26 protein-coding genes are annotated in these 25,133 nt (G+C 73.3%); 7 read left to right on the forward strand and 19 right to left on the reverse strand.

The features are described from left to right. Positions 1-5: 5 nt before the first annotated feature. Complete coding sequence (locus tag ACGFT1_RS34215) at positions 6-482, reverse strand: DUF2000 family protein (protein ID WP_373912877.1); 477 nt, start codon at positions 480-482, stop codon at positions 6-8. Here ACGFT1_RS34215 and ACGFT1_RS34220 point away from each other — a divergent pair. Next, entirely contained in the window at positions 481-1,275 is a 795-nt protein-coding gene (locus ACGFT1_RS34220; RefSeq protein ID WP_373912878.1) for an AraC family transcriptional regulator, read from the forward strand. The two genes, ACGFT1_RS34215 and ACGFT1_RS34220, sit on opposite strands and share 2 nt — an antisense overlap. Here the strand turns inward: ACGFT1_RS34220 and ACGFT1_RS34225 are convergent. From ACGFT1_RS34225 to mshA, 3 genes are all read right to left on the reverse strand, one after another. Next, on the reverse strand, positions 1,257-2,906 hold the full coding sequence (locus ACGFT1_RS34225) for a glycosyl hydrolase family 28-related protein (RefSeq protein ID WP_373912879.1): 1,650 nt from the start codon (positions 2,904-2,906) through the stop codon (positions 1,257-1,259). The genes ACGFT1_RS34220 and ACGFT1_RS34225 overlap by 19 nt on opposite strands. Before the next feature lie 472 nt (positions 2,907-3,378). Next, positions 3,379-3,879 (reverse strand): YbjN domain-containing protein, encoded by a 501-nt coding sequence (locus tag ACGFT1_RS34230; RefSeq protein WP_373912880.1) that lies wholly within the window; start codon positions 3,877-3,879, stop codon positions 3,379-3,381. After that, on the reverse strand, positions 3,872-5,209 hold the full coding sequence (mshA, locus tag ACGFT1_RS34235; RefSeq protein WP_373912881.1) for a D-inositol-3-phosphate glycosyltransferase: 1,338 nt from the start codon (positions 5,207-5,209) through the stop codon (positions 3,872-3,874). The genes ACGFT1_RS34230 and mshA overlap by 8 nt, the downstream gene beginning before the upstream one ends. Positions 5,210-5,556: 347 nt before the next feature. Here mshA and ACGFT1_RS34240 point away from each other — a divergent pair, with 347 nt between their 5' ends. The 3 genes from ACGFT1_RS34240 to ACGFT1_RS34250 all read left to right on the forward strand — a co-directional run bounded on the left by ACGFT1_RS34240 (position 5,557) and on the right by ACGFT1_RS34250 (position 9,208). Next, positions 5,557-6,294 (forward strand): class I SAM-dependent methyltransferase, encoded by a 738-nt coding sequence (locus ACGFT1_RS34240; RefSeq protein ID WP_373912948.1) that lies wholly within the window; start codon positions 5,557-5,559, stop codon positions 6,292-6,294. A 198-nt stretch (positions 6,295-6,492) separates the two neighbouring features. Next, on the forward strand, positions 6,493-7,623 hold the full coding sequence (locus ACGFT1_RS34245) for an NlpC/P60 family protein (protein ID WP_373912882.1): 1,131 nt from the start codon (positions 6,493-6,495) through the stop codon (positions 7,621-7,623). 283 nt (positions 7,624-7,906) lie between these two features. Beyond that, positions 7,907-9,208 carry a PP2C family protein-serine/threonine phosphatase gene (locus tag ACGFT1_RS34250; protein ID WP_373912883.1) on the forward strand — a complete coding sequence of 434 codons (1,302 nt, stop codon included), beginning with the start codon at positions 7,907-7,909 and terminating at the stop codon, positions 9,206-9,208. Positions 9,209-9,518: 310 nt separating this feature from the next. Here ACGFT1_RS34250 and ACGFT1_RS34255 read toward each other — a convergent pair whose 3' ends face one another. From ACGFT1_RS34255 to ACGFT1_RS34265, 3 genes are all read right to left on the reverse strand, one after another. Further along, a complete protein-coding gene (locus ACGFT1_RS34255; protein WP_373912884.1) occupies positions 9,519-9,869 on the reverse strand; it encodes a DUF2516 family protein in 351 nt (116 codons plus the stop codon). 107 nt (positions 9,870-9,976) lie between these two features. Then, complete coding sequence (locus ACGFT1_RS34260) at positions 9,977-10,657, reverse strand: hypothetical protein (RefSeq protein WP_373912885.1); 681 nt, start codon at positions 10,655-10,657, stop codon at positions 9,977-9,979. An 82-nt stretch (positions 10,658-10,739) separates the two neighbouring features. Then, the gene (locus tag ACGFT1_RS34265) at positions 10,740-11,213 is read right to left on the reverse strand and encodes a helix-turn-helix domain-containing protein (protein WP_373912886.1); all 474 of its coding nucleotides are present in this window, start codon (positions 11,211-11,213) and stop codon (positions 10,740-10,742) included. A gap of 177 nt (positions 11,214-11,390) precedes the next feature. On the opposite strand from ACGFT1_RS34265, the gene ACGFT1_RS34270 reads away from it, so the two are divergent. Beyond that, positions 11,391-13,781: an ATP-binding cassette domain-containing protein gene (locus tag ACGFT1_RS34270; RefSeq protein WP_373912887.1), complete on the forward strand. Its 2,391-nt coding sequence runs from the start codon at positions 11,391-11,393 to the stop codon at positions 13,779-13,781. Between the two features lie 87 nt (positions 13,782-13,868). Here ACGFT1_RS34270 and ACGFT1_RS34275 read toward each other — a convergent pair whose 3' ends face one another. From ACGFT1_RS34275 to ACGFT1_RS34300, 6 genes are all read right to left on the reverse strand, one after another. Beyond that, positions 13,869-14,492, reverse strand: a complete 624-nt coding sequence (locus tag ACGFT1_RS34275; RefSeq protein WP_373912888.1) for a TetR family transcriptional regulator — start codon at positions 14,490-14,492, stop codon at positions 13,869-13,871. Between the two features lie 9 nt (positions 14,493-14,501). Continuing rightward, positions 14,502-16,730, reverse strand: coding sequence for a phosphotransferase family protein (locus ACGFT1_RS34280; RefSeq protein WP_373912889.1), 2,229 nt, complete (start codon positions 16,728-16,730; stop codon positions 14,502-14,504). Between the two features lie 314 nt (positions 16,731-17,044). Next, positions 17,045-17,797, reverse strand: a complete 753-nt coding sequence (locus ACGFT1_RS34285) for an HAD family hydrolase (RefSeq protein WP_373912890.1) — start codon at positions 17,795-17,797, stop codon at positions 17,045-17,047. After that, on the reverse strand, positions 17,797-18,675 hold the full coding sequence (locus tag ACGFT1_RS34290; RefSeq protein WP_373912891.1) for a GntR family transcriptional regulator: 879 nt from the start codon (positions 18,673-18,675) through the stop codon (positions 17,797-17,799). Before ACGFT1_RS34290 ends, ACGFT1_RS34285 begins: the two co-directional genes overlap by 1 nt. A gap of 114 nt (positions 18,676-18,789) precedes the next feature. Further along, the gene (locus ACGFT1_RS34295) at positions 18,790-19,698 is read right to left on the reverse strand and encodes a winged helix-turn-helix domain-containing protein (protein ID WP_373912892.1); all 909 of its coding nucleotides are present in this window, start codon (positions 19,696-19,698) and stop codon (positions 18,790-18,792) included. A gap of 471 nt (positions 19,699-20,169) precedes the next feature. Continuing rightward, entirely contained in the window at positions 20,170-20,790 is a 621-nt protein-coding gene (locus ACGFT1_RS34300) for an aerial mycelium formation protein (RefSeq protein ID WP_373912893.1), read from the reverse strand. A 189-nt stretch (positions 20,791-20,979) separates the two neighbouring features. On the opposite strand from ACGFT1_RS34300, the gene dtd reads away from it, so the two are divergent. After that, entirely contained in the window at positions 20,980-21,405 is a 426-nt protein-coding gene (gene dtd, locus ACGFT1_RS34305) for a D-aminoacyl-tRNA deacylase (RefSeq protein WP_356818026.1), read from the forward strand. A 32-nt stretch (positions 21,406-21,437) separates the two neighbouring features. Here the strand turns inward: dtd and ACGFT1_RS34310 are convergent, their stop codons facing one another. From ACGFT1_RS34310 to ACGFT1_RS34330, 5 genes are all read right to left on the reverse strand, one after another. Further along, a complete protein-coding gene (locus ACGFT1_RS34310) occupies positions 21,438-22,403 on the reverse strand; it encodes a folate-binding protein (RefSeq protein ID WP_356944509.1) in 966 nt (321 codons plus the stop codon). Between the two features lie 9 nt (positions 22,404-22,412). After that, positions 22,413-22,850: a Fur family transcriptional regulator gene (locus ACGFT1_RS34315; RefSeq protein WP_373912895.1), complete on the reverse strand. Its 438-nt coding sequence runs from the start codon at positions 22,848-22,850 to the stop codon at positions 22,413-22,415. A gap of 28 nt (positions 22,851-22,878) precedes the next feature. Further along, positions 22,879-23,121, reverse strand: coding sequence for a restriction endonuclease subunit S (locus ACGFT1_RS34320; protein WP_373912896.1), 243 nt, complete (start codon positions 23,119-23,121; stop codon positions 22,879-22,881). A gap of 87 nt (positions 23,122-23,208) precedes the next feature. Continuing rightward, the gene (locus ACGFT1_RS34325) at positions 23,209-23,784 is read right to left on the reverse strand and encodes an FABP family protein (RefSeq protein WP_373912897.1); all 576 of its coding nucleotides are present in this window, start codon (positions 23,782-23,784) and stop codon (positions 23,209-23,211) included. Positions 23,785-23,994: 210 nt separating this feature from the next. Further along, positions 23,995-24,156, reverse strand: a complete 162-nt coding sequence (locus tag ACGFT1_RS34330; RefSeq protein WP_373912898.1) for a hypothetical protein — start codon at positions 24,154-24,156, stop codon at positions 23,995-23,997. Positions 24,157-24,304: 148 nt separating this feature from the next. Between ACGFT1_RS34330 and ACGFT1_RS34335 the strand changes: the two genes are divergently transcribed. Beyond that, positions 24,305-24,667, forward strand: coding sequence for a DsrE family protein (locus ACGFT1_RS34335; RefSeq protein WP_111583976.1), 363 nt, complete (start codon positions 24,305-24,307; stop codon positions 24,665-24,667). 82 nt (positions 24,668-24,749) lie between these two features. Here ACGFT1_RS34335 and ACGFT1_RS34340 read toward each other — a convergent pair whose 3' ends face one another. Beyond that, on the reverse strand, positions 24,750-25,013 hold the full coding sequence (locus tag ACGFT1_RS34340) for a DUF3099 domain-containing protein (protein ID WP_373912899.1): 264 nt from the start codon (positions 25,011-25,013) through the stop codon (positions 24,750-24,752). Positions 25,014-25,133 lie beyond the last annotated feature (120 nt).

Raw genomic sequence — 25,133 nt, forward strand, 5'->3', positions numbered from 1 at the left:
CGGAGTCACGGGTGCATGCGCGCGCCCTTCAGCACCTTGTCGACGCCGTTGCGCGGGCCGTACACCGCCAGCCCGACCAGATCCAGGCCGGCGGTGGACACGGCCCGCACCGCCGCCCGGTTGTCGTGGTCGTCGCCGGTGGTGAACAGGTCGGCCGTGAACACCGCCCGGGGCAGGGCGCGGCTCAGCGCCCTGCCGTGGGCCGCCCGCAGGGTCTCCTCGGTGCCCTCGAAGATCAGCACGGGCTGTCCGAACATGGGGAGGTACGCGACCCCGTCCGCGTCCTCGTAGGGCTCGCCGATCACCTCCGGGGCCACCGCGCCCAGACCGCTGACCAGGAACGCGGTGACGTTCAGCCGTTGCCAGGGGGCCAGGTCCGTGCGGAGCAGTACGGCGATCTTCGTGTCGTGGCGGCGGGGTTCAGTGCTCATGGGACGAGACTGCCGACCGCCGTACGCCCTCGTCTTGTACGTTCTTTGCATGTCCGTCCGGCAGGAAGTCACCGCGTGGCGCCCCCGTGTCCCGGGGGTCACCGAGGTCTTCCACGCCCACTTCACCGAGTACGCCTATCCGATGCACGTCCACGACGCCTGGACGCTGCTCATCGTGGACGACGGGGCCGTACGGTACGACCTCGACCGGCAGGAGCACGGCACCCCGCACGACACCGTGTCGCTGCTGCCGCCGCATGTGCCGCACAACGGTTCGCCGGCCACGCCGGGCGGGTTCCGCAAGCGGGTCGTCTACCTCGACAGCAGCCGGCTCGGGGACGAGTTCATCGGTGCGGCCGTCGACGGGCCGGACCTCCGGGATCCGGTACTGCGGCTGCGGGTCGGGCAGTTGCACGCCGCTCTCGCCCGGCCCGGGGACGAGTTGGAGGCGGAGAGCCGGCTGACGCTCGTCGGGGAGCGGCTGCGGGACCACCTGCGGCACCGGGCGGACGTGCCGCGCCGGCACCGTGACCCGGTACTCGCCGTCCGGCTGCGGGAGTTGCTGGACGCCCGGGTCGTCGACGGGATCGCGCTGGCGGAGGCCGCGCGGCTGCTGCACGCCCATCCGGCGCATCTGGTGCGGGCGTTCAGCGGTGCGTACGGCATCCCCCCGCACCAGTACCTGATGTCCCGCCGGGTCGGCCGGGCCCGCCGGCTGCTGCTGGACGGGCTGGCGCCGGGCGAGGTGGCGCCGGTGACCGGGTTCCACGACCAGGCCCATCTCACCCGGCACTTCAGGCGGCTGGTCGGGGTGACGCCGGGGCGTTACCGCAGCGCGCGCTGAGCCTCGTACAGGTTGCGCGGGCGCACGGCGTCCGTCGTTCCGTACGACTCCAGGCGGGCGTGCGGGTCGCCGGTGAAGTCGGGGATGTCGATCTGGTCGAACTCGCGGACCTCGTTCAGTCCGACGGTCGCCGACCAGGGGGCCAGGCCGTCGATCCTCACCAGGCCGGCGCGGTCGTTGGTGACCCGGATGTTCCAGTGGGTGAAGCGGGCGCCGAACAGGGGCCCGGCGCTGGCGTCCCCGCCGTGCCGGCCGTTGTTGTTCACGGTGATGTCGGTGCGGACGTTGGCGAAGGGCAGGCCGCGGTGGCTGTCGAAGGTGCCCATCCGCATGTCGCCGCGCGACCAGACGTTGTGGGAGGACAGGCCCTCGACGTTGATGCCGTGCAGTTGGGTGTCCGGGGGTGCGGGGACCGTGCGTTCCTCGATGGTGAAGTCCTCGATCAGGTTGTCGTGGGAACCCTCGCGGCAGAAGTACGGGTGGTGCGCGCCGCGGCCGGCGACCCGGGTGCGGCGCAGGGTGCAGGCGGAGGCGGCGACCAGGCCGAAGCCGTTGTCGACGTGCCGGACGGTGACGTCGTCCACCCAGCAGTCGTAGGCGCACTGGAGGACGACGCCGTTGTAGCCCTTGTCGAGGAGATGCGGTGACTGCGCGGTCTGCACGGCCTCCAGGGTCAGGCCCTCGACACCGGAGCCGGTCAGTTCGGGGACGTGCGTGGTCAGCCGGGGGTCCCATTCGGGGCGGACGTCGAGCGGGAGGGGGCGTTCGAGGGTGACGCGGCGGCCGTGGACGCGGGTGATGCGGACGGGCCATTCGTAGGGGACGTAGGACGTCAGTTTCGTCTTGTCCTCCCAGGAGTACGACGCCGGGCCCGGGCCGCCGCCCGCCATGTGCTGGAGGAGGGTGTGGGCGGGGTCGTCGGCGAGGCGGAGGAGGACGAGCCGGCCGGGGTGCAGTGCCCGGGCGTCGGCGACCGTGATCGTCCAGGAGCCCTGGCGCGCCGGTGCGACGGTCGTGAGGGTGGTCCACTCGTCGCGCGTGTTGCCGGTCCAGCCTTCGAAGGGCCAGGCCCGGGCCCTGATGGCGGCGGTCAGGGACTGCCAGCGGGCCTCGGGGGCCAGCCAGATAAGGCCGCCCGCCCAGGACCAGGATGACTTGTCGCCGCCGTAGCGGGAGCCGTAGACGCCGATCAGTTCGGTGAGGTTCCGCGTCGCGTACAGGGTCGTCCGGCCGCTGCCCGCGCCGCGCAGGACGACGCCGGAGTGAGCGATGCGGATGACGTCGTCGACGCGGTAGGTGCCGGGTGGGACGGTGACCGTGCCGCCGCCGGCCCTCGCGGCGGCGGCCAGGGCGCGGTTGATCGCGGGGGCGCAGTCCGCGGTGCCGTCGGCCACGGCGCCGAAGGCGGTGACGTCGGCGACGACCGGGGGACGGGGAAGGCGGGTGGCGCCGGCGCGGCAGCCGGAGCGGCCGACGTAGGGGATCTGCGGGTGGGTGAACGGGGTGCGCCGGAACTCCTGCCAGAGCGGCGGGACTTCGGCCGCGTGGGCGGTACCGGTCGCGGCGCCCAGGGCCACGGCGGTGGCGCCGGCGAGGAGGGTCCTTCTGGTGAGGTGTGCGTCGCCGTTCATGTCCACCATCCGTCGAATTCATGAATATGAACAAGGTTCAGGAATGCGTCGGCCGTGAGCATGCCACCGCTGCGCCTCGGAAGGGAAGGGGTCGTACGGGACCCCGGGGAACGGGCCGAAGCCGCCCGTCCGCCGATCACCGCTGCTTGGTCTCCGGACATGGATGACACACAGAGAGCACAGGAACCGCCACCTCCGCGCGGTGCATCCAGCCACACCCGCTCGCTGCCGCTCAGACGGTTCTCGGTCGCCGTCGCGGGCGCCGCGGCCCTGGCCGCCCTCGGCGTGGCACTCGCCGCGCCCTCGGACCACGGCTCCCGTTCGGGGCGCGGCGCCACGGCCACCACCCCGCGGCCTTCACCGACGAACTCGACCACAGCGGCGGCACCGACCGGCCCCGGCCGGACCCGTCCTGAGCCCGCGTCCGGACCCGTCCCTCCGGTCGGCCTCCTCCTGACGCTCCGGCCGCCGGTCAGTCCGTCGGACGCTCGATCAGGTGCTTGAACGCGTCCAGGTTCCGCGTGGACTCGCCGCGGGACACCCGCCAGGCGTACTCCTTGCGGATGGAGGAGGCGAAGCCCAGTTCCAGGAGGGTGTTGAAGGCGCCGTCGGCGGCCTCCAGGGTCTGGCCGAGGAGGCGGTCGACGTCGTCGGGGGTGACGGAGGCGAGGGGGAGGCGCGCGGTGACGTAGATGTCGCCGAGGCGGTCCACGGCGTAACTGACGCCGTACAGGCGGAGATTGCGCTCCAGGAGCCAGCGGTGCACGGCCGGCTCGTTCTCGTCGGGGTGGCGGATGACGAAGGCGTTGAGGGAGAGGGAGTGGCGGCCGACGAGGAAGGCGACCGTCGTGGAGAGCTTGCGGCTGCCGGGGAGTGTGACGACGTAGTTCCCCGGCTCGGGGTTCTCCCACTCCAGTCCGGCGTCCTTGAAGACGGCCTCCAGAACCTGTCCGGCCTTCTCGACATCACCCATGGTGCGAGCGTACGTGACGGCGGTGGGACTGGGTCGCGGCCGTGTAGACGTCGGCGGTGGCGGCGGCCGCCCTGTCCCAGCCGAAGGACTGGGCGTGCCGGGCGGCGGCCTCGCCCAGGCGCGGAGTCAGGGCCGGCTCGTCGGCGAAGCGGCGCAGCACGCGCGCGTAGTCGGCCGGGTTGTGGCCCTGGACGAGGAAGCCGGTCTCGCCGTCGCGCACGGCCACGGGCAGCCCGCCGACCGAGGCCGCGATCACGGGGGTCGCGGCCGCCTGCGCCTCGATGGCGACCAGGCCGAAGGACTCGCTGTAGGACGGCATGACGAGGACGGACGCGGCCCGGAACCAGTCCGCCAGCCGCTCCTGCCCGACCGGCGGGACGAACCGCACGACGTCCGCGATGCCCAGCCGGGCGGCGAGCTTGTGCAGGCCCTCCGGCCTGGCGAGCCCGCTGCCGCTGGGGCCACCGACGACCGGGACGAGGATGCGCGAGCGCAGCTCCGGGCGCTCCTCCAGCAGGAGGGCCACGGCGCGCAGGAGGATGTCCGGCGCCTTCAGGGGCTGTATGCGGCCGGCGAAGAGCGGGATCAGCGCGTCCGGGGGCAGGCCGAGGCGGGCGCGGGCGGCGGCCCGGCCGTCGGCGGCGCGGAAGCGGTCCAGGTTCACCCCGGGGTGGACCACGGCGACCTTGGCGGGGTCGGCCGCGTAGTGCCGCAGCAGCTCGCCGGCCTCCTCCTCGGTGTTGGCGACGAGCCGGTCGGCGGCGGCCACGATCTGCGTCTCGCCGATGACCCGGGCGGCGGGCTCGGGGGTGTCGCCGTCGGCCAGGCTGGCGTTCTTGACCTTGGCCATGGTGTGCATGGCGTGCACCAGGGGGACGCCCCAGCGCTGGGCGGCGAGCCAGCCGACGTGGCCGGAGAGCCAGTAGTGGGAGTGGACGAGGTCGTAGTGGCCCGGACGGTGGCCGGCCCACGCCTGCATCACGCCGTGCGTGAAGGCGCACAGCTGGGCCGGGAGGTCCTCCTTGGCGAGGCCCTCGTAGGGGCCCGCGTCGACGTGCCGGACCAGGACGCCGGGAGCCAGCTCGACCGCGGGGGGCAGTCCGCCGGCCGTGGCCCGGGTGAAGATCTCGACCTCGATGTTGATCGCGGCGAGCCGCTGGGCCAGCTCCACGATGTAGACGTTCATGCCGCCGGCGTCGCCGGTGCCGGGCTGGTGGAGGGGGGAGGTGTGCACGGAGAGCATGGCGACGCGGCGGGGGCGCCGGTGCAGCCGGAGCCGGGTGGCGGCTGACGGGGAGCGTCGCCCGAGCCTGCTGACGTACTGGCTCACGTGGCGTTCCTCCTCGCTGTGGGCATGCCTGCCGGAGGGCCGCCGCCGCCCTCCACGGAGTGCAACAGCGGGCAGGGGCCCGACCATTTCCCGATCAAGCGGCTTTGCCGAATCATTGCCTGAAGGGGATCAACCGTTCGGGAGCGGTGAGTGTGGGCGGAGCTTCGCGCCCCTCTGCGCTTCGCCCCCCTCCGCGGTGACCGGGTCCGGGCCCCCGCCCTCTTACCCTCGTAGGTATGCCTGCCCGCGCCACGCCCCTCCCCCACTCCCGGCTCCGCTCGACCGGTGGCTCCCCCGTCGTGGGAACGGTGACGCGCGGGACGACCAACCCCAACCGGCTGCGCCGCATGGATCGCTGGATCGCGGCCGTGCACGGCGCCGAGCTGCGCCGCGCCGCGGATCCCGTGGCGGTCGACCTCGGCTACGGCGCGGCACCCTGGACCGCCGTCGAGCTCCTCGGCCGGCTGCGCACCGTCGCACCCCGCGCGCGCGTGGTCGGCGTCGAGATCGAACCCGAGCGCGTGGCGGCGGCCGAGCCGTACGAGCGGGAGGGGCTGGCCTTCCGGCACGGCGGCTTCGAGATCCCCGTGCCCGGGCGCCCGGTGCTGATCCGGGCCGCGAACGTGCTGCGGCAGTACGACGAGGACCAGGTCGCCGCGGTGTGGGAGCGACTGTGCGCCCGGCTCGCCCCGGCCGGCGGCGGCTCGCGCGGCGGGCTGCTGGTCGAGGGGACCTGCGACGAGATCGGCCGACGGCACGTGTGGGTGGCGCTCGGCCCGGAGGGCCCCCGCACCGTCACCTTCGCCACCCGGCTGGGTTCCCTGGACCGCCCCTCCGACCTCGCCGAACGCCTCCCGAAGGCGCTGATCCACCGCAACGTCCCCGGCGAGCCGGTGCACGCCTTCCTGCGCGACTTCGACCGCGCCTGGGCCGCCGCCGCGCCCTACGCCTCCTACGGCGCCCGGCAGCGCTGGCTGCGCGCGGTACGGGACCTGGCGGCGGACTGGCCCGTCGTGGATCCGCCGGCCCGCCGGCGGCAGGGTGAAGTCACCGTTTCCTGGCAGGCGTTGGCGCCGGTCCGCTGAGCGGTGCCGGCCGAGGGAACGGTTTCCCAGCCCCGTTCGTCACATGGCGGAGGGATCGCGGTACGGGCGGCGTGAGCGGAGCGGCCCCGGGCCGGGGGCATCCGGTTTCGGACGGCCTCTGTCGTTTTGCGCGCGACCGTGGCACGATCCCCCGGACGGCCCAAGTTACTGACGGTAAATCAGCTGGGGGGACCAGGTATGGGTACGGGCAAGCGCGGCCTGCTCACCGCCGCCCTGACCGTGATCTGCGCGGTGACCGTTCTGGCGGCACCCGGCACGGCGTTCGCGGCACCCGCTCCCCTCCCCGTTCCGGCCCCCGCACCGACAGCGACTCCCCCGCCCGACAAGCATCTTGAAGAGGTCCGCGAGAAGCTCGACCGGCTCTACCACGACGCGGCCGTCGCCACCGACGCCTACAACGGCGCCGAGGAGAAGGCGAAGAAGCAGTCCGCCGAGATCGCCGCCCTGACGAAGAAGATCACCCAGGGGCGGCAGCGGCTTGCGGAGCTGAAGGACCGGGCCGGCGCGGCGGCCCGGGATCAGTACCGCACCGGCGGCCTGTCACCCACGGCGCAGTTCCTGCTCAGCGACGACCCGGGCCAGTTCCTGGACGGCGCCGGCCGGGTGCTCCAGGGCCAGCAGGCGACGAAGACGCTGATCGCCGAAGTGGCCGCCGCGCAGCAGGACTTGCAGGACTACGCCGACGACGCCGCCGCCCGCTGGAAGGAACTGGAGGCCGACCGCAAGGCCCGGGCCGCCGCCCAGCGGAAGATCCGCAGGCAGATCGACACGGCCGAGAAGCTGCAGTCCCGGCTGGAGAAGAAGGAGAAGGAGCGGCTGGCCCAGCTGGAACGGGAGGCCGCCGCCGAGGCGCAGACGGCCTGGCTGGACACCGGCGTCCTCGACCGGGCCGACGGCAGGACGTCCGTCCAGGGCGGCGAGGCCGTGCGGTACGCCACCGCCCAGCTCGGCAAGCCGTACGTGTGGGGCGCCGAGGGCCCGGACTCCTTCGACTGCTCGGGCCTGACCTCCCAGGCCTGGGCCGCGGCCGGGCACCCCGTCCCGCGGACCTCTCAGGAGCAGTGGGAACAGCTCCCGCACGTCGACGTCAAGGACATGCGCCCCGGTGACCTCATCATCTATTTCGACGACGCCAGCCATGTCGCGATGTACATCGGCGGCGGCAGGATCATCCACGCCCCGCGTCCCGGGCGCACGGTGACGATCGCGGGCGCCGGCTCGATGCCGATCCTCGGGGTCGTACGGCCGAACGCCACGGACCGGGCGCACGGCCGGCCGGACCCCGCGCACGGCCGGCCGGACGCGTGACGGGCCCCGCGCGCGGGCCATCTGCCCGGTGACGTACGTCATGTGACCCACCGCACGCCCAACCCCCGCCCAAACCGGTACAGGACGTGAGCTTCGTCATCCCCCGCCCGCCGCGATGGTGTCCAACTGCGGTAGGGAAAGCGGCATATGACAGCCGCAGGGGGCGGAGCGACGCGGCTCACACCATTCCGCCCGGGCGGTGGCAGCCGCTAGGGTCACCCGTCGGTGGGTCGAGACCCTCGACGCCGCCGTGCCCTCGGGGGGAGGGAAGGAACCCAGGACGATGCCCGTACCCGTACCGCGGCAGAGAGCGATCCCGGCCGTGGAGAGTGGTCAGGCGCAGGCCGCCCGCACGGTCGGCGGCCCCCTCAAGGAAGAGGCCCACCGCGACGCCACGCCCGTGCACAGCACCGGCGCCACTCTCACCCTGCTGCTGATCGAGGACGATCCGGCCGGTATGCCGATCGTGCCCGACCTGCTGGACCCGGCAGGCAAGCCGATCCGCGTCCGCACCGCCCGCAACCTCACCGAGGCCGGTCGGCTGCTCACCGACGACGTCCACTGCATCCTGCTGGACCTGGCGCTCCCGGCACCGGGCGGCAGCGACGCCGACGACGAGCTGGCCGTGCTGCGGCACGTGCTCCAGCTCGCGCCCCGGCACGCCGTACTCGCGCTGACCGCCTCCGGCGACGCCGAGCGCGGCGCCGAGGCCGTGCGCGTGGGCGCCCAGGACTACCTGTTCCGGGACGAGCTGGACGGCCGGCTGCTCAGCCGAGCCATCCGCTACGCGGTGGAGCGCAAACGGTCCGACACCACCGAGCGGCGGCTCGCCGAGGGCAAGCTGCGCGCCCAGGAGAACCGCCGCCTGGAACGCGGCCTGCTGCCGACCCCGCTGCTGGACGGCTCCGGGCTGCGCTTCGCCGCCCGCTACCGCCCCGGCCGCTCCCGGGCCCTGCTCGGCGGCGACTTCTACGACGCCGTCCGCACCCCCGACGGCACCGTCCACGCCATGATCGGCGACGTCTGCGGGCACGGCCCGGACGAGGCCGCGCTCGGTGTGGAGCTGCGCATCGCCTGGCGGGCGCTGACCCTGGCCGGGCTGTGCGGGGACCAGCTGCTGAACACACTCCAGCAGGTGCTCGAGCACGAGCGCGCCGACGAGGAGATCTTCGCGACGGTGTGCACGGTGGACATCGCCCCCGACGGCCGCCGCGCGGGCCTGTGCCTGGCCGGACATCCGGCCCCGCTGATCGCCCGCCCCGGCCGGCCCGCCCGGCTGCTGCCGTACGAGAACAACGGCCCCGCCCTCGGACTGCTCCCCGGCGCCCGCTGGCCGCGGATGCAGGTGGAGCTGGGCGCCGAGTGGAGCCTGATGCTCTACACCGACGGCCTGATCGAGGGCCGGGTCGGCCCGGACGGGGACCGCCTCGGGCAGGACGGCATGGTGGACATGATCCGCCGCCAGCTCACCGAGGGGCTGCGGGGTGAGGAACTGCTGCGGGCCGCGGTCAGCGAGGTCCGCGACCTCAACGGGGGCGAGCTGACCGACGACGTCGCGGTGGTCCTGCTGGACCGCACCACCTGACGCAAGCCCCGCCGTGGCCACCACGGGGCCCGCCACCGGCGTCGTGCGGCGTCGAGCGGTTCACACGGATCCCGTACCGGTCGGAAGGCCGCCACGGGACGGGTGGATCCCGTACCCGTCGGAAGGCGGCCGAACCCCCGTGCCGCTCAGCGAACGGGCAGCGGTGCGCCCTCGGCGGACGGACGGATCCCGTCCCGCAAGAAGGCGCACGGCGAGACCCCGGCGCGTCAGCGAGAGCCCGGCCGAGACAGCACAGGCCCGGCCCTGCGGAAGCCACCACCCGCCGGCAGCCGCCCGCCCGGCCCTCCCGCTACCGGCCGCCGTTGTACGGGCCGTACGGGCCGTCGCTGCTGCTGCCGCCGCCGCGGCGGCCCCAGCCGCGGCGGCCGCCGCCGACCTGCTGGAGGGCGGGGCGCACGTCCACCAGGTACACGATGGCGGCGACGGCGCCGGCGATCGGCAGGATGGACAGGATCGTGAACAGGTAGCTGACCACCAGCGCGATGCCGAGGATGATCAGCCAGAAGACCTTGTTCTGCTTGTCGGCCGCACGGAAGGCGTCCTCGCGGCGGAACGCCGCGTCGAACAGCCCGAACGCGGCCAGGGCCATCAGGACGATCTTCAAGATGCCCATGAAGCCCGCGAAGCCCAACATCAGCATGCGCCCACCACCCGTTGATTTCCCGATCCTGCTACGCCGCCACCGTACCCAGAGAACGGGCCGGACACCCCACAGGTGCCCGGCCCGGACGCGCACGCCGGCCGTGGTCACTTGGCCGGCGGGGTGGCCTTCTTCGTGGTGGTGGTGCCGGTCTTGCGGGCGGCCGGGGTCTTCCGCGCCGCCGGCTTGTCCTCGGCGGACAGGGCGGTCGCCTCGGCCGGTGCCGCCTCAGCCGGTGCCGGCGTGGTCACCGTCTCGGCCGGCGTGACCACCGGCGCGGGGGCGACGGTCGGCACGGCCGACGGCTTGGGCTCGTCGACGCGGATGTCGCCCGGCTCGGCCTTGCCCTCGACGGCGATCGCCAGTTCCTCGATCTCCTCGGCGGCCTCGCCGCGCCAGGTCTTCACGGCCTGCTCGCCGTGCTCGGCGACCTTCTCGTACGTCTCACGGGCCTTGACGGCGTACTCGGCGGCGACGCCGACACCGCGCAGCGCGAGGTCCTGGGCGGTCTCGCCGAACTTCTTCACGTCGATGGAACCGATGAACTCGTTGACCCGGGTCTGCAAGGTCTCCTGCGCCTCCTTGGCGCGGGCGGCGGCCCTCTCCTGGACGGCCTTCGGGTCGGTGTTGCGCACGGCGTCGATGCGGGCCGGGGCCTCGGCGCGCAGCTGCTCGACCAGGGCCGGCACCTTCTTGGCCTGCTGGAGCGCCAGGTTGGCGGTACCGGCGGCGAAGTAGAGCGGAGTGGGGTCGCTGAGGGTCTTGCGCAGGTCGTCGGTGATGGCCATGGTGAAGGGTCCTCCCGGATCGGATTCGCGTTCGACTGGGTTGGTGTGGTCCGCGGCGGGCGTCCGGAGCCCTGGTCCGGCGTTACCCGGCCGTCCGCCGTGGACCGGTGTCTGTGTCACTTCCGGTGGCATCGCCCGCGCCGGCCGCGTGGGCGCCCGAGCCGGTCTCCTCGTCCCCGGCGGGCCGGCCGCCCCCGAATCCGTTCTCCTTGCGGAAGGATTCGTAGATCTGGAGCAGCACCTGCTTCTGCCGCTCGTCGAGCGAGGGGTCGGCGAGGATGACGGCGCGGGTCGCGCCCTCCCGCAGGCGTTCCTCCCCGTCCCGCTCGGCGTCGAGGATGCCGGCGCGGACGTAGAGCGTCTCGGCGGAGATGCGCAGGGCCTTGGCGACCTGCTGGAGCACCTCCGCGCTGGGCTTGCGCAGCCCGCGCTCGATCTGGCTGAGGTAGGGATTGGACACCCCGGCGGCGTCGGCGAGCTGCCGCAGCGACAGCTGGGCGTTCCGCCGCTGTTCGCGCAGGTACTCACCGAGGTTGCCGACGTTCAGCGATGCCATGCCTCCACCTTGCCCCACTCGCGCTAACTTTTGCAAGCACCTGCTTGCAAAAGTGTGCCGTGTCGGCCGGCACCCCTCACCGCGCCCCTCCTGCCGACCGGATCGGTCAGGAATCGAGAAGCGGTGAGGGCAGGGGCGCCGTTAGCGTGTCGGGGCGGCCCGACGGACGGAGAGACGATGAGCATGGGCACGATGACGGACGCGCGGGCGGGCGTCCCGCACGCCGCCGACAGCCACGAGCTGATCCGCGTGCACGGCGCGCGCGAGAACAACCTCCGGGACGTCGGCGTCGAGATCCCCAAGCGCCGGCTGACGGTGTTCACGGGCGTGTCCGGGTCGGGCAAGAGCTCGCTGGTGTTCGACACCATCGCCGCGGAGTCGCAGCGGCTGATCAACGAGACGTACAGCGCCTTCGTCCAGGGCTTCATGCCGACGCTGGCACGGCCCGACGTCGACGTCCTCGACGGGCTGACCACCGCGATCATCGTCGACCAGCAGCGCCTGGGGGCGGACCCGCGCTCCACCGTCGGCACCGCCACCGACGCGCACGCGATGCTGCGGATCCTGTTCAGCCGGCTCGGCACACCGCACATCGGCTCGCCCAAGGCGTTCTCCTTCAACGTCGCCTCGATCAGCGGGGCGGGCGCGGTCACGGTGGAGCGCGGCGGGCGGACGGTGAAGGAGCGGCGGGAGTTCAGCGTCACCGGCGGTATGTGCCCGCGCTGCGAGGGCCGGGGCTCGGTCACCGACATCGACCTGACCCAGCTGTACGACGAGGACAGGTCGCTCGGCGAGGGCGCGCTCACCGTTCCCGGTTACAAGTCCGGCGGCTGGAACCACCGCCTCTACACCGAGTCCGGCCTGTACCCGCCCGACAAGCCGATCCGCGCGTTCACCGAGCGTGAGCTGCACGACTTCCTGTACCGCGAGCCGACCCGGATGAAGATCGCCGGCATCAACATGACGTACGAGGGGCTCGTCCCGCGGATCCGGAAGTCGATGCTCGCCAAGGACCGGGAGGCGATGCAGCCGCACATCCGGGAGTTCGTGGACCGGGCGGTCGCCTTCACCACCTGCCCCGACTGCGACGGCACCCGGCTCAGCGAGGCGGCCCGCTCCTCGAAGATCCGGGGCATCAGCATCGCCGACGCCTGCGCGATGCAGATCAGCGACCTGGCCGGGTGGGTGCGCGAGCTGGCCGAGCCGTCGGTGGCGCCGCTGCTGAAGTCGCTGGGCGAGACCCTGGACTCGTTCGTGGAGATCGGCCTCGGCTATCTCTCGCTGGACCGGCCCGCGGGCACGCTCTCGGGCGGCGAGGCGCAGCGTACGAAGATGATCCGCCACCTGGGTTCCTCGCTCACCGATGTCACGTACGTCTTCGACGAGCCGACGGCCGGCCTGCACCCGCATGACATCCGGCGGATGAACGATCTGCTGCTGCGGCTGCGGGACAAGGGCAACACGGTGCTGGTGGTGGAGCACAAGCCGGAGGTCATCGCGATCGCCGACCATGTGGTGGACCTCGGTCCGGGTGCCGGTACGGCGGGTGGGACCGTCTGTTTCGAGGGCACCGTGGCGGGACTGCGGGCGAGCGGCACGCTCACCGGCCGGCACCTGGACGACCGGGCGGCGCTGAAGGAGTCGGTGCGCGAGCCGGCCGGGGCCCTGGAGATCCGCGGGGCGACGCGGCACAACCTGCGCGGCGTGGACGTCGACATCCCGCTCGGGGTGCTGGTCGTCGTCACCGGTGTCGCCGGTTCGGGGAAGAGTTCACTGGTCCACGGGTCGGTGCCGGCCGGGCAGGGTGTGGTGTCGGTCGACCAGGCGCCGATCCGCGGCTCGCGCCGGAGCAACCCGGCGACGTACACCGGGCTGCTCGATCCGGTCCGCAAGGCGTTCGCCAAGGCCAACGGCGTGAAGCCGGCGCTGTTCAGCGCCAACTCCGAGGGCGCCTGCCCGGGCTGCAACGGCGCCGGCGTCGTCTACACCGACCTGGCGATGATGGCCGGTGTCGCGACGACCTGCGAGGAGTGCGAGGGCAAGCGGTTCGACGCCTCGGTGCTGGAGTACCGCCTCGCCGGCCGGGACATCAGCGAGGTGCTGGCGATGACGGTGGCGGAGGCGGAGGAGTTCTTCGGCACCGGTGCCGCGCGCACCCCGGCCGCGCACCGGGTGCTGCGGAACATGGCCGACGTGGGTCTCGGCTACCTCACCCTCGGCCAGCCGCTCACCACGCTGTCCGGCGGCGAGCGGCAGCGGCTCAAGCTGGCCACGCACATGACCGACAAGGGCGGGGTCTACGTCCTGGACGAGCCGACCACGGGGCTGCATCCGGCCGACGTGGAGCAGTTGCTGGGCCTGCTGGACCGGCTGGTGGACTCCGGCAAGTCGGTCATCGTCGTCGAGCACCACCAGGCGGTCATGGCGCATGCCGACTGGATCATCGACCTGGGTCCCGGCGCGGGTCACGACGGCGGCCGGATCGTCTTCGAGGGCACTCCCGCCGACCTGGTGGCGGCCCGCTCCACCCGCACCGGCGAGCACCTGGCGGAGTACGTCGGCGCCTGAGCGTCCCCCTGGGCCGGTGTCGCAGCGCCCGCCCGCGGTCAGAACGGCAGGGGGCGGGCATGCACCACATGTTACTCAGTTACATTTTTACCGAGTCTCAGTCGTCGGGGTCAGCTCCGGCAGGCCCGCGGCCAGCCGCCCGAACGCCCGCTCCGCCGCCCGGACGGCGTCCGGCGCCACCTCGTCGACCGGCTCCCCCGCCGCGATCCGCCGCCAGTTGTCCTGCGCGAGGATCCGCTGGACGGCGATGATCTGCCCGGCCGCCAGCCGGGCGTCCAGCCCACCGCCGAGAGCCTCGGCGAGCGCCGCCTCCGAGCGCTCCAGATGGCCGTACGCCCGCGCGACCAGGGCCGGGGTCCCGTACAGCAGGGTGTGGAAGGCAAGCACCTGGGGATGGTCGTTCAGCCCGGTGACCGGATCGCGCCGGTCCAGTCCGGCGAGGAAGTGCCGGCGCAGCGCGTCCACCGGGTCCGCCGCCCCGGTGACCACCCGCGCGGCCTCCGCCTCGTGGTCCGCGATCCGGTGCAGGACCAGGTCCTCCTTGGCCGGGAAGTACCGGAACAGGGTCGGTTTGGAGATCCCGGCCGCCGCGGCGACCTCCGCCACCGGCACCGCCTCGAAGCCCCGCTCCAGGAAAAGCCGCACGGCGATGTCCGACACGTCCTGGTACATCTGCCGCTTCTTGCGTTCACGCAGGCCCATCTCACCCATGGGGCGAGCCTACGCAGGGGCGCCGGGGCCGGTCGGCCAGGCCGGGTGCGGGGTGCCGCGCCGCCGGGCCGACAGGCCCAGGGAGGCGATGGCCGCGGTCAGCGTCATGGCGTACGAGTCCACCGCGCGGCGCACGTTGGGGGCGTCCAGGCCGGTGCCGGTGACCAGGCGGTCGAGGTCGACGTAGGCCGAACGGACGATCTCGATCCACCGGTACACCCGCCAGTCCCGCTGCCAGCCCTCGGTGAAGCGCGCGGGCAGCCGGGCGTCCCAGCGGCGGAACATGCGGTCCCGGATCTCCGGCCGGGTCGGGGTCAGGTGCATGTGCCGGACCAGCTCGTACAGCGGGTCCCCGACCAGCGCCATCTCCCAGTCGATGAGGGTGAGGGGCGGGCCGTCGTCGCGGCGCACCAGGTTCCAGGGGTTGAGGTCGCCGTGCAGCAGGGCGCAGGCGCGGTCGGTGACCCGGTGCCGGGCGAGGATCTCGCGCAGCCGGGGCGCGTCCGGCAGGCCGAGGAAGCGGGCCGCCCGCTGGGACTGCGCGGGCAGCCCCGCGACCAGCGCGACCAGCTGGTCGCTGAGCCAGCCGTAGAAGCCGGGGCCGCCGGCCACCGGGTCGGTCGGGGCGTAGTCGACGCCGGTCAGCGCGGCCAGCTGGTCGACCAGGCAGTCCGCCTCGTGGGGCAGCAGTCCGTGCACCGGGTGCTCGGGGCGGCGGCCGAGGTCGCGGGCGCCCTCGTAGGTGTGGACGGTGAACGCGTCCCCGCCGTACCGGTGGGCGGGATCCGTGGCGTGGCTGGTGCCCAGCGCGAGCACCCGGGGCGCGGCCACGGGTACCCCGGAGCGCTCGATCGCCCGGAGCACGGAGTGCTCGCTGAGGAAGCCGGTCTCGCGCCGCAGGACGACGGTCGCCTCACGGCGGACGACGACGGGGAAGGCGGTTCCGGGCACCCGGAGCACCGTGGTGAGGTGCGCGGCACCCTTGAACACCCGGTCGGCGGGGGCGGCGCCCTCCAGGAACAGCGCGTCGGCGACGGCGGGGTAGGGGAACTCGGGGTGTTCGGGGACGCGCCGGTCGGGGGTCCAGCCCAGGGCGCGGACGGAGGCGGGGCGCCGGGGCACGGCTCCGGACGCCGCCCGCCGGAACAGGATGCGCTCGATCTCCCGCCGCTCGGGCACCCGGCCCAGCCGCAGCGGGCCGGCGGCGGCGCGCAGCGCGTCGCGGACGGTGGCCGCCGCCGCGTCCAGGCGCCGCTGGTCGAAGGCGTCCTCCAGCGAGCACGCGGCCCGGATGACGTCGGCGTACAGGGACCGGGCGTACTCGAAGGCGAGGTAGTGCCGCAGGTCCCGGGAGAGACCGGCCGTGGCGGCGGGCCGTACCCGGTGCACCGCCTCGGCCCAGGCGTCGACGGCCTCGCGCCGCTGGTGCTCCGGGTAGCGCATCCGCACCAGGTGGACGGCGAGGTCGTGCAGCGGGTCGCCGTAGCTCGCCAGCTCCCAGCCCACGCAGTGCAGCGGCGGGTGGCCGGCCGCCGGCCGGACGAGGTTGCCGCGGTGCAGATCGCCGTGGATCAGCCCGTACGGCCGCCGGGCCAGCGCGGGGACGCCGTCTGCGAACCGTGACAGGGCGTCCTCGGGCACGCCCAGGGCGGTGAACAGGCCGCCGTAGCGGCGCCGGTTGGGCCGGCGGATCTGCTGGTCGGCCAGATGGGCCAGGGTGCGCAGGAAGCCCTGGGAGTCGGTGTGGTTGCGCGGCCAATGGGCCGGCAGGGGCGGCAGGACGCCGCCGCGCACCTGGGTGATCGCGGCGAGCAGGTCCGCCAGCTCCCGCAGCAGCGGCCCGTCGACCGGTTCACCCGGACCGCAGGCGTCGGCGAGCACGGTGCCGTCCACATGGCTGTGGACGGCGTAGCCGGGCCCCGCCGCCAGGCATGCGGGCACGTTCGGCAGGGACCTGCGCACGGCGCGCAGGATCTCCGGCTCGCTCCGCCAGGTCCGGATGACCACCGGCACCGCGTCCGGACGCGGCACCCGTACGGTCACCGGGGTGCCGGGCTCGCGGCCGAGCAGCCCGGCGAGGGGGGCGGGGAGCGGGACGACGTGATCGCGGTGGTGGTGGCCGCGGCCCGCCCGGCCGGCCGCGACGGCACGGGCCACGAACTCCCGGACGAGGGCATCGGTCCGGACTCTGCCGGCGTGCTCGCCGGCCACGGCACGGGGAACAGACGGTGCGCCCACGGGCCGCTCCGGGTAGGTCGTGCGGAAGGTCGGAAAAGGGAAAGTCGTAAAAGGGAGGGCCGGGACAAGGCGGTCGGGGCAGGCAGGTCGGGACAGGAGGGGCGGGACAGGGGGGGCCGGGCCCCGGGACGGCGCCGCCGGGACCCGTCGGCCGGAACGCCGGGGCCGGCGGGGGTTCGCCAGGTCCACGCGCCCAGGACGAGCGGCCCGACGGGTGGTCGGCCGCTCACCTGCGCCGGGTGTGACGCACACGTTCCGGGCGGTGGCCCGCAGTGGCGGCATCGTAACGCACCGCGAGCCACGGCGGCGGCACGCTAGCGGTGGACGCCGCGGCCGCCGCGGAGCAGCCGCAGCAGGGGTTCCAGTGAGCGGACGACGTGGTCCGCGCCCGCCGCGCGCAGGGCCTTCGCCTTCTGGGCGCGGCGCGCGTAGCCCAGGAAGGGGACGCCGGCCCGGCGGGCCGCGGTCAGGTCCGAGAGGGAGTCGCCGATCATCAGGGCCGTCGTGGGGGCCGCGCCCAGCGCGCTGAGGGCCCGGTTGAGGCAGTGCGGGTCCGGTTTGAGGTGGTGCAGGTGCTCGGTGCGGCCGTACAGGTGAGGGCTGAAGCAGCCGGCGGTCCCGCGCGACTCGAGGTAGGTGCGGGCGGCCCGGGGCGAGTTGTTGGTGGTGACGGCGAGGCGGGCGCCGACGGCCGTCCAGGTGTGGATCAGCGGGTCCGCGTAGGCGGTGGGCAGCGCGGAGGCGGCGGCCCGCAGTTCTTCCTGGGTGAGCCGTTCCTCCAGGCCCGTGACGAGGTCGCTGCCCGGGCGGCGGCGGCCCACGGCACGCAGGACGACCTGCGGGTCCAGGGTCTCCCGCTCGGCGTCGGTGAGCAGCCCGCGCAGGCCCTGCCGCTCCAGCCAGTCCACCAGGTCCGCGGCCACCCGTTCGGCCCGGTGCGTGGCGAACAGCCGGCAGATCGGTCCGTCGAAGTCCCACAGCACGAAACGGGCCGGTGTGATCAGTTCCCGTAGCTTCTCGATCTCGCTCGCAACAGAAGTCGCGTCAGAAGTCGCATCAGAAGTCACTAGGAGAGTGTCAGGTCCGTGGTGATGGTTTCCCAGAGGGCGTCGAACCACTTCTGCGACTGTTCCACGAACGCCGCGTCCCGCTGTCCGGCCCGCCGCTCGAAGGAGAACAGCAGGGACTCGGAGCCGAGCGCGTCGTACATCTCCAGCGTCCCGTCCTCGGTGGGCTCCTCGCGGCGGGTGACCGTGTAGTACGCGAACAGCGCCTCCGACCCGTTGAGCAGGTACAGCTTCACCGGCGGGGTGAACGGCAGCGCCCGGAACGTCACCCGGACGTCGATGCCGTGCGTGCCGCGCAGCGCCTGGAGGTTGTACTGGAGGACCTGGCCCTGGGCGTTGCGCATCGCCAGCCAGCGCTGGTGGACCGCGGCGTCGTCACTGCCGGCATCGACGGAGACCGGGAAGGCGAGGTCGATGTCCCGGGACGGCAGCAGGACGCGGACGTCGACCCGGCCGGGGCGCAGCCGGCCGTCGTGGATGAGCCGCAGCGGTTCGCCGAGGGCGGGTATCAGGCTCTGCGCGGTCAGGCAGACGGCGTCGATGCGCACGTGCGGCGCGGCGAAGGCCTCGGTCAGCCGGGGGGCGAGGGCCACCATGGTCGGCTGGGGCTCGTCCTGCGCGGGGGCCGGCCCGGCGACCCGGGGCGGGCTGCCCTTGCTGACGTTGCTGAGCAGGCCGTCCTCCTGCAGTGCCCGCAGGGCCTGGCGTACGGCGCCCCGCTCCACGCCGAACTCCCCGGCCAGCTCGGCCTGGGTCGGCAGCCGCTCACCGGCCCGCAGGGCGCCGGACCGGATGCGGTCGCGCAGGGCGTCGGCGATCTGCTGCGACGTGCGCCGTCCGCCACCGTTGGCCGCCATGTTCTCCTGGGTCACGACCAAACGCTACGCCCCTGCTCCATCTCTGGGGAGTTGCGCGCGAGTTGTTCGCGCGGGACGACCAACTCAGGACGGCATCAGCAAAGTTGGTCGGCACCTCGGCCGGGTTGGCAGCCCTCAGGGGGTCAGGGCCAGTTCCGAACTGATCGTCTCCCACAGCGCGTCGAACCACAGGCGGGACTGTTCCACGAACGCCGCGTCCCGCCGCCCGGTCCGCTGCCCGAACGCGAACAGCACGGAGCGGGTGCCGTCGGCGTCGTACATCTCCATCGGCTCGTGCTCGACCTCCCGCTCGCGGCGCCCCAGCGTGTAGTACGCGAACAGCGCCTCCGACCCGTTGAGCAGATACAGCTTCACCGGCGGCGTGAAGGGCAGCGCCCGGAAGGAGATGCGCACGTCGATGCCGTGGGTGGCGCGCAGGGCCAGCAGGTTCTGCCGCAGCACCAGGCCCTGGGCGTTGCGCTGGGACAGCCAGCGCCGGTGCAGCCGGGCGCCGTCGTCGGCGTCCACCGGTGCCGGGAAGGCGAGGTCGATGTTCCGGCTGGGCAGCAGCAGCCGCAGGTCGATCTTGGCCGGTTCCAGCTGTCCCGCGTGGATCTGCCGCAGCGGCTCCCCGATCGCCATCGTCAGCGAGACGGCGGTCAGGCAGAGCGCGTCGATCCGCACGTGCGGGGCGGCGAAGGCGCCGGCGATCCGCGGCGCGAGGGCCACCATGGTGGGCTGCGGCGGCGCCGCCGGGCCGGCCGGGGGACGCGTGGGCCCCGGGTCCACCGCCACGGTGGCGGGGCTGCCCTTGGAAACGCCGGTGAGCAGCTGCTCCGACTGCAGGATGCGCAGCGCCTGCCGTACGGCCCCGCGCTCGACCCCGAACTCGTCGGCCAGCCTCGCCTGGGTGGGCATGCGCTCGCCCGGGCGCAGCACTCCGGACCTGATCCGGTGGCGCAGTTCGTCGGCGATCTCGCGGTGGGACGGGCGGTGCCGCTGGGGCCTCGTCCGCCCACTGGCGGCGGCGTGCTCCGGGTCCACCCCTGAACCGTACAACTTCCCGCCAACTTTGGGCAGTTCAGCGGCAGCTGGTTATGAGCCGCTTCCCGGCGGAGATAAGTACAGTGAAGTTGGCAGCCAACTTGCCCGACCTGGTCGAGCTTCCCAGTGGTTGGCCGCCCGGGTTCCCTCCCGGAGGGGAGCCGGGAGCCCGGACCGGGGACGGCCACCGGAGCGCACAGCCACAACTGAACATCCCGCACAGCCACAACTGAACACCCGTATCGCACAGCCACAACTGAACAGCTCGCTACGGATGCACAGTCAGCGCCGCCGGAAGAGGGGAGCCGCCGCGACGGTCCGGGCAGCGCAGCCGCCCGGACGGGCACACCAGGGCGCCGGCCACCGGACGGCGCCCTCTCGCCCGCCCGGCGCGCACCCCGGACGCCGGCCGGCACCGGAGCCCGCCGATCGCGGGCCGGGCGGGTGCCGATCGCGGTCCGGCGCCCGCCGTCAGATCAGCAGGTCGTCGATCTGGGCCTCGCCCACCCGGTAGCGGCGCGTCATCTCCCCGCTGCAATCGTCGGCCGTGCGCTGGAGCCGCTGGCGGCGCCGGGAGACCTCCTGTTCGTAGCAGACCAGCCGGCCCATGGCGGCGGCGAGTTCGGGGTCGGTCCGGGCCGTCAGGTCGGACAGCTCGACCTCGCCGAGCATCTCGGTGGCCAGCTGCCGGTACTCCTCGTTGTGCGGGGTGCCGAGCGTGACATGGCGGGCGGAGGAGCGCTGCCGGGCCGGGGCGTCCTGGAGGATCTCCGGGAGCCGGTCGACCACCGAGCCGTCCACGGGCGCCGGCACCGATGTCCGGCCCCGCCGGCCCAGCTCCGCGCGCAGGATGTCGATCCGGCCCTGCAACAGCCGCCGCACGTAGCTGAGGTCCGCCTCGTCGCGCTGTGCGTCGCGGCGCAGGGCGCGCAGTTCGGGCAGGCTCAGCCGGGCCAGGTCGTGCGGCTGGGCGCACCCCGCGCCCGGGAGGCCCGGGCGGGACTCGGGGCCCGTGGTGCCGTCGGCGCGCTGTGCGGGCGGCCGGCACGCCTTCGGTGTCCCCAGCCGCCCGCTGGTACTCGGTGTGCTCATCAGGTGGTGACCGTCCCCTCGCCCGGCGTGTGACAGCATCGTGCCACCCCAACCGGCCACTATGTGACCGAGAGCCCCCGAACAGCCCCAGATGGGCGGTAACGGAACCAAATTGGGCCCGCCGCGGCCCGCCCACGACCGCCGTGACCCCCCGCGGCCGGGCGTGGGGCACCGGGCATGATGGTCCGCATGCGTGCGGTGGTGCAGAGAGTGGACGGCGCGAGCGTCGTCGTGGACGGCGAGACGGTGGGCGCGATCGAGGGCGAGGGGCTGTGCGTCCTGGTCGGGGTGACCCATGAGGACACCCCGGAGAAGGCGGCCCAGCTGGCCCGCAAGCTGTGGACGCTGCGGATGCTGCACGACGAGAGGTCGTGCAGCGACACCGCCGCCCCGCTGCTGGTGATCAGCCAGTTCACCCTGTACGGCGACGCCCGCAAGGGCCGCCGGCCCACCTGGAACGCGGCGGCCCCGGGCGAGGCCGCCGAGCCCCTGGTGGACGAGGTGGTGGCCCGGCTGCGGGCGCTGGGCGCGACGGTGGCGACGGGCCGTTTCGGCGCGCAGATGCGCGTGTCGCTGACGAACGACGGCCCGTTCACCGTGCTGCTGGAGATCTAGGGCCTCTCGAGACCCGGGCCGCCCGTCCGGTGCTAGGGCGCCACGACGACTTCCTGGGCGGCGGCCGTGTCCCCGGCCAGGAGCCGCGCGTCGAGCGGGACGTTCCGCTTGACCAGGGCCAGGGCCACCGGTCCCAGTTCGTGGTGGCGTACGGACGTGGTGACGAACCCGATCTTCCGGCCGTCGGGCTCCTCGTCGGCGAGCCGGAGCTCCGTGCCCGCCGGCGGCAGGTGGACCTCGCTGCCGTCCAGGTGCAGGAAGACCAGCCGCCGGGGCGGCTTGCCCAGGTTGTGCACCCGGGCCACGGTCTCCTGCCCCCGGTAGCAGCCCTTCTGGAGGTGGACGGCCGTGTCGATCCAGCCCAGCTCGTGCGGGATGGTGCGGTGGTCGGTCTCGAAGCCGAGCCGGGGCCGGTGGTGCTCCACGCGCAGCGCCTCGTGGGCGAGGATCCCGGCGGCCGGTCCGTGTCCGGCGGCGAAGTCCTCCAGCGCGGCGCGCGGCAGGAACAGATCACGGCCGTACGGCGTCTCGCGGACGACCGCGTCCGCGGGCGGCTCGGTGATCGAGCCGGCGGGCAGGTGGACCACGGCGATGTCGGCGGTCCGGTCGGCGACCTCCACCCGGTAGAAGAACTTCATCGACTCCAGGTACGCGATCAGCGCTTCCTGGGTGCCGGGTTCCACGTGCGCCCAGACGGTCGTGCCGTCGTCCACCAGGTACAGCGCGTGTTCGATGTGTCCGTGCGCGGAGAGGATCAGGGCCTCGGTGGCCTCGCCCGCGGGCAGTTCGCTGACGTGCTGGGTGAGCAGCAGGTGCAGCCAGCTCAGCCGGTCCTCGCCGCTGACGGTGACGACACCGCGGTGCGAGAGGTCGACGAAGCCGGTGCCGTCGGCGAGGGCGCGCTGTTCACGGAACAGGTCGCCGTAGTGGGCGGCGACGCCTTCGTCCACGCCCTCGGCGGGGACGGCGCCGGGCAGGGACAGCAGGGGGCTCTTCATACCGCAAGCCTACGACGAGGTAGTTGAGCCCTTCAGGGAGCAGTCCCGGCACCGGCCGAAGATCGCGAAGTGCTTCAGGTCGGTGTCGAACCCGAACTGCTCGCGCAGCTTGGCCGTGAACTCCGCGGCCACCCCGGTGTCCGCCTCGATGACGTTCTCGCAGTCCCGGCACACCAGGTGCAGATGGTGGTGGCGGTCGGCGAGGTGGTACGTCGGCGCACCGTGGCCGAGGTGGGCGTGGCTGACCAGACCCAGCTCCTCCAGCAGCTCCAGCGTCCGGTAGACGGTGGAGATGTTGACCCCCGACGCCGTCTTCCTCACTTCCACGAGGATGTCGTCGGGGGTCGCGTGTTCGAGGGTGTCCACGGCTTCGAGGACAAGCTGGCGCTGCGGCGTCAGCCGGTAGCCGCGCTGCCTGAGGTCGCTCTTCCAGTCGGTGCTCACCACAGGCCCAGTGTAGGAGTGCCGCGGCGCGTCAGGCGGTCGAAGGGTCGACGGGCAGGCGGCCCGACATCAGAAGATCGGAGAGGGTCGCGCGCAGTTCCACGCTTGCCCGGATGATCTCCTCGTGTGCCCTGATCTTCTCGTCGACCGCGCGGAGAGCGGTCCCGATCTCCCTCTGCCGGTCGAGCGGGGGGAGCGACACCGGCGGCTGCTCCAGCGTGCGCGCCGTGGCCGAGCGCATACCGGTGGTGCCGGCCGCACGGCGTTCCAGCAACGAGTGCGCGGATACCGAGCCGCCCGAAACGCCTGATGGCCCCGGCGCGGTGCGCGGGGGCCATCGGGAAGACGGGGGTGGGAACGCTTACTTGAAGAAGGCGATGCCGTCGTCCGGGAGGTCGTCCGGCAGGGCCTTCGCCCAGCGCTCGACGTCGTCCGGGGTGACGACCTTCTTCAGCTGGGCCGACATGTAGGGGCGCAGCGGGACCTCAGGGGTCTGCTTCTCGCCGACCCACATCAGGTCGCCCTTCACGTACCCGTACAGCCGCTTGCCGCCGCTGTACGGCTGGGAGGCGGCCGTGCGGGCGACGGCGTCCGTCACCAGGTCGATCTGGGGCTTCTTGTCGGCCAGCTCGCCGTACCAGATCTCGATGACGCCGTCGTCGCGGGTCATCGTCACCTCGACCTTGCGGTCGGCGTCGATCCGCCAGAAGCCGTGCTCGGACTCCAGCGGGCGGACCTTGTTGCCGTCACCGTCCAGCACCCAGGTGTGGGAGCGGTACTCGAGGAAGTCCCGGCCGTCGTGGGTGAAGGCCACCTCCTGCCCGAAGTTGCACTTCTGCGAGCCGGGGAAGTCGTACACGCCCGCACCGGCCCAGTCGCCGAGCAGGAAAACGAGCGGGACGAGGTCCTTGTGCAGGTCGGACGGGATCTCGATCATGAGCGACAGCTTTCCTTGGGGTGGGTCAGCGCTGGCCCTGGTACAGCTTCTTCACGGTCAGACCGGCGAAGGCCAGCACGCCGACGCAGACCAGGACGAGCAGGATTTCGTAGAAGAGTTCCACGGGTGCTCCTTGAGCGAAGGTGGACGGACGACAGAGCCGCAGACCAGCTTACGCGGCCCGGGCCCCACCCTCCCGACGAGGTCTGCTCAGGTGAGCAGCTCGGTCTGGAGGGTCACGGTCTGCCGGAACGGGACGGCGTCCGCCCCGCCCTCGCGGGCCTGGGTGATGATCGCGACGGTGTCCCCGGCCGCGAGGTACGCCTGCCGGACCCGCTCGGCGCCGTACGGTTTCCTCTCCGCGTACGGCACCGGTCCTCTCCGGCTCGGGATCGATCGTCTCGGACGCTTCCACGGGTCTCCCCCCAGGGAACGGGAATCGCGGCTTCCTCCTCCGCGCACGCACAGGAGGCTGATGGCGTGCGCATGCAGCTGTGGGCAAGCGCACTACGCTTCGGTCATGGCGAAGAAGCTCGTGATCAAGGTGACGGCCGGGGCGGACGCCCCCGAGCGCTGCTCGCAGGCGTTCACGGTGGCCGCGGTGGCCGTGGCCAGTGGCGTCGAGGTCTCCCTGTGGCTGACCGGGGAGTCGTCCTGGTTCGCGCTGCCGGGCCGGGCCGCCGAGTTCGAACTGCCGCACGCGGCACCGCTCCCGGACCTGATCGACTCGGTCCTCGCGGCCGGGCGGGTCACCCTGTGCACGCAGTGCGCCGCCCGCCGGGAGATCACGGAGAAGGACGTCGTCGAGGGTGTGCGGATCGCGGGCGCGCAGGTGTTCGTGCAGGAGGCGCTGGCCGACGACACCCAGGCGCTCGTGTACTGAGCCCCACGACCGCTCGCGAGCCCCGCGGCCACTCGCGTACCGGGCCCCGCGACCGCTCGTGTGCCGGACCCGGCGGCCGGCGTCAGGGGCGCGGGCCTTTCCTGCCGTCCAGTTCGTCCCACCAGTCGTCCGACTCCGGGTCCCCGGAGGGGTCGTCCCACCAGCGGTCCTCCGGGCCGCGGCGGTTGGCGACCATCGCCGCGACGGGCGGGAGGACCATGGCCACGACGCACATGCCGACGGCCGCCGGCACGGACCACATGCGCACGACCCCCCAGGCCAGGACGAAGAGGCCGATACAGATCCCCATCATGGCGAAGTAGAGGTGCCGCCGCCGGGCGTACATGCTTCCAGGGTAGGGCCGGACGGCCCTGTCACAACTGATCGACAATGGCCGTCCCCCCGGCACCGGCGGGGTTACCGTGGCGTAGACCCACGCATCCCGACCACCGTCACCGACCCGGGG

Origin of the sequence: Streptomyces sp. Y20, from assembly GCF_043195475.1 — a bacterium.
In the GTDB taxonomy this organism is placed as follows: domain Bacteria; phylum Actinomycetota; class Actinomycetes; order Streptomycetales; family Streptomycetaceae; genus Streptomyces.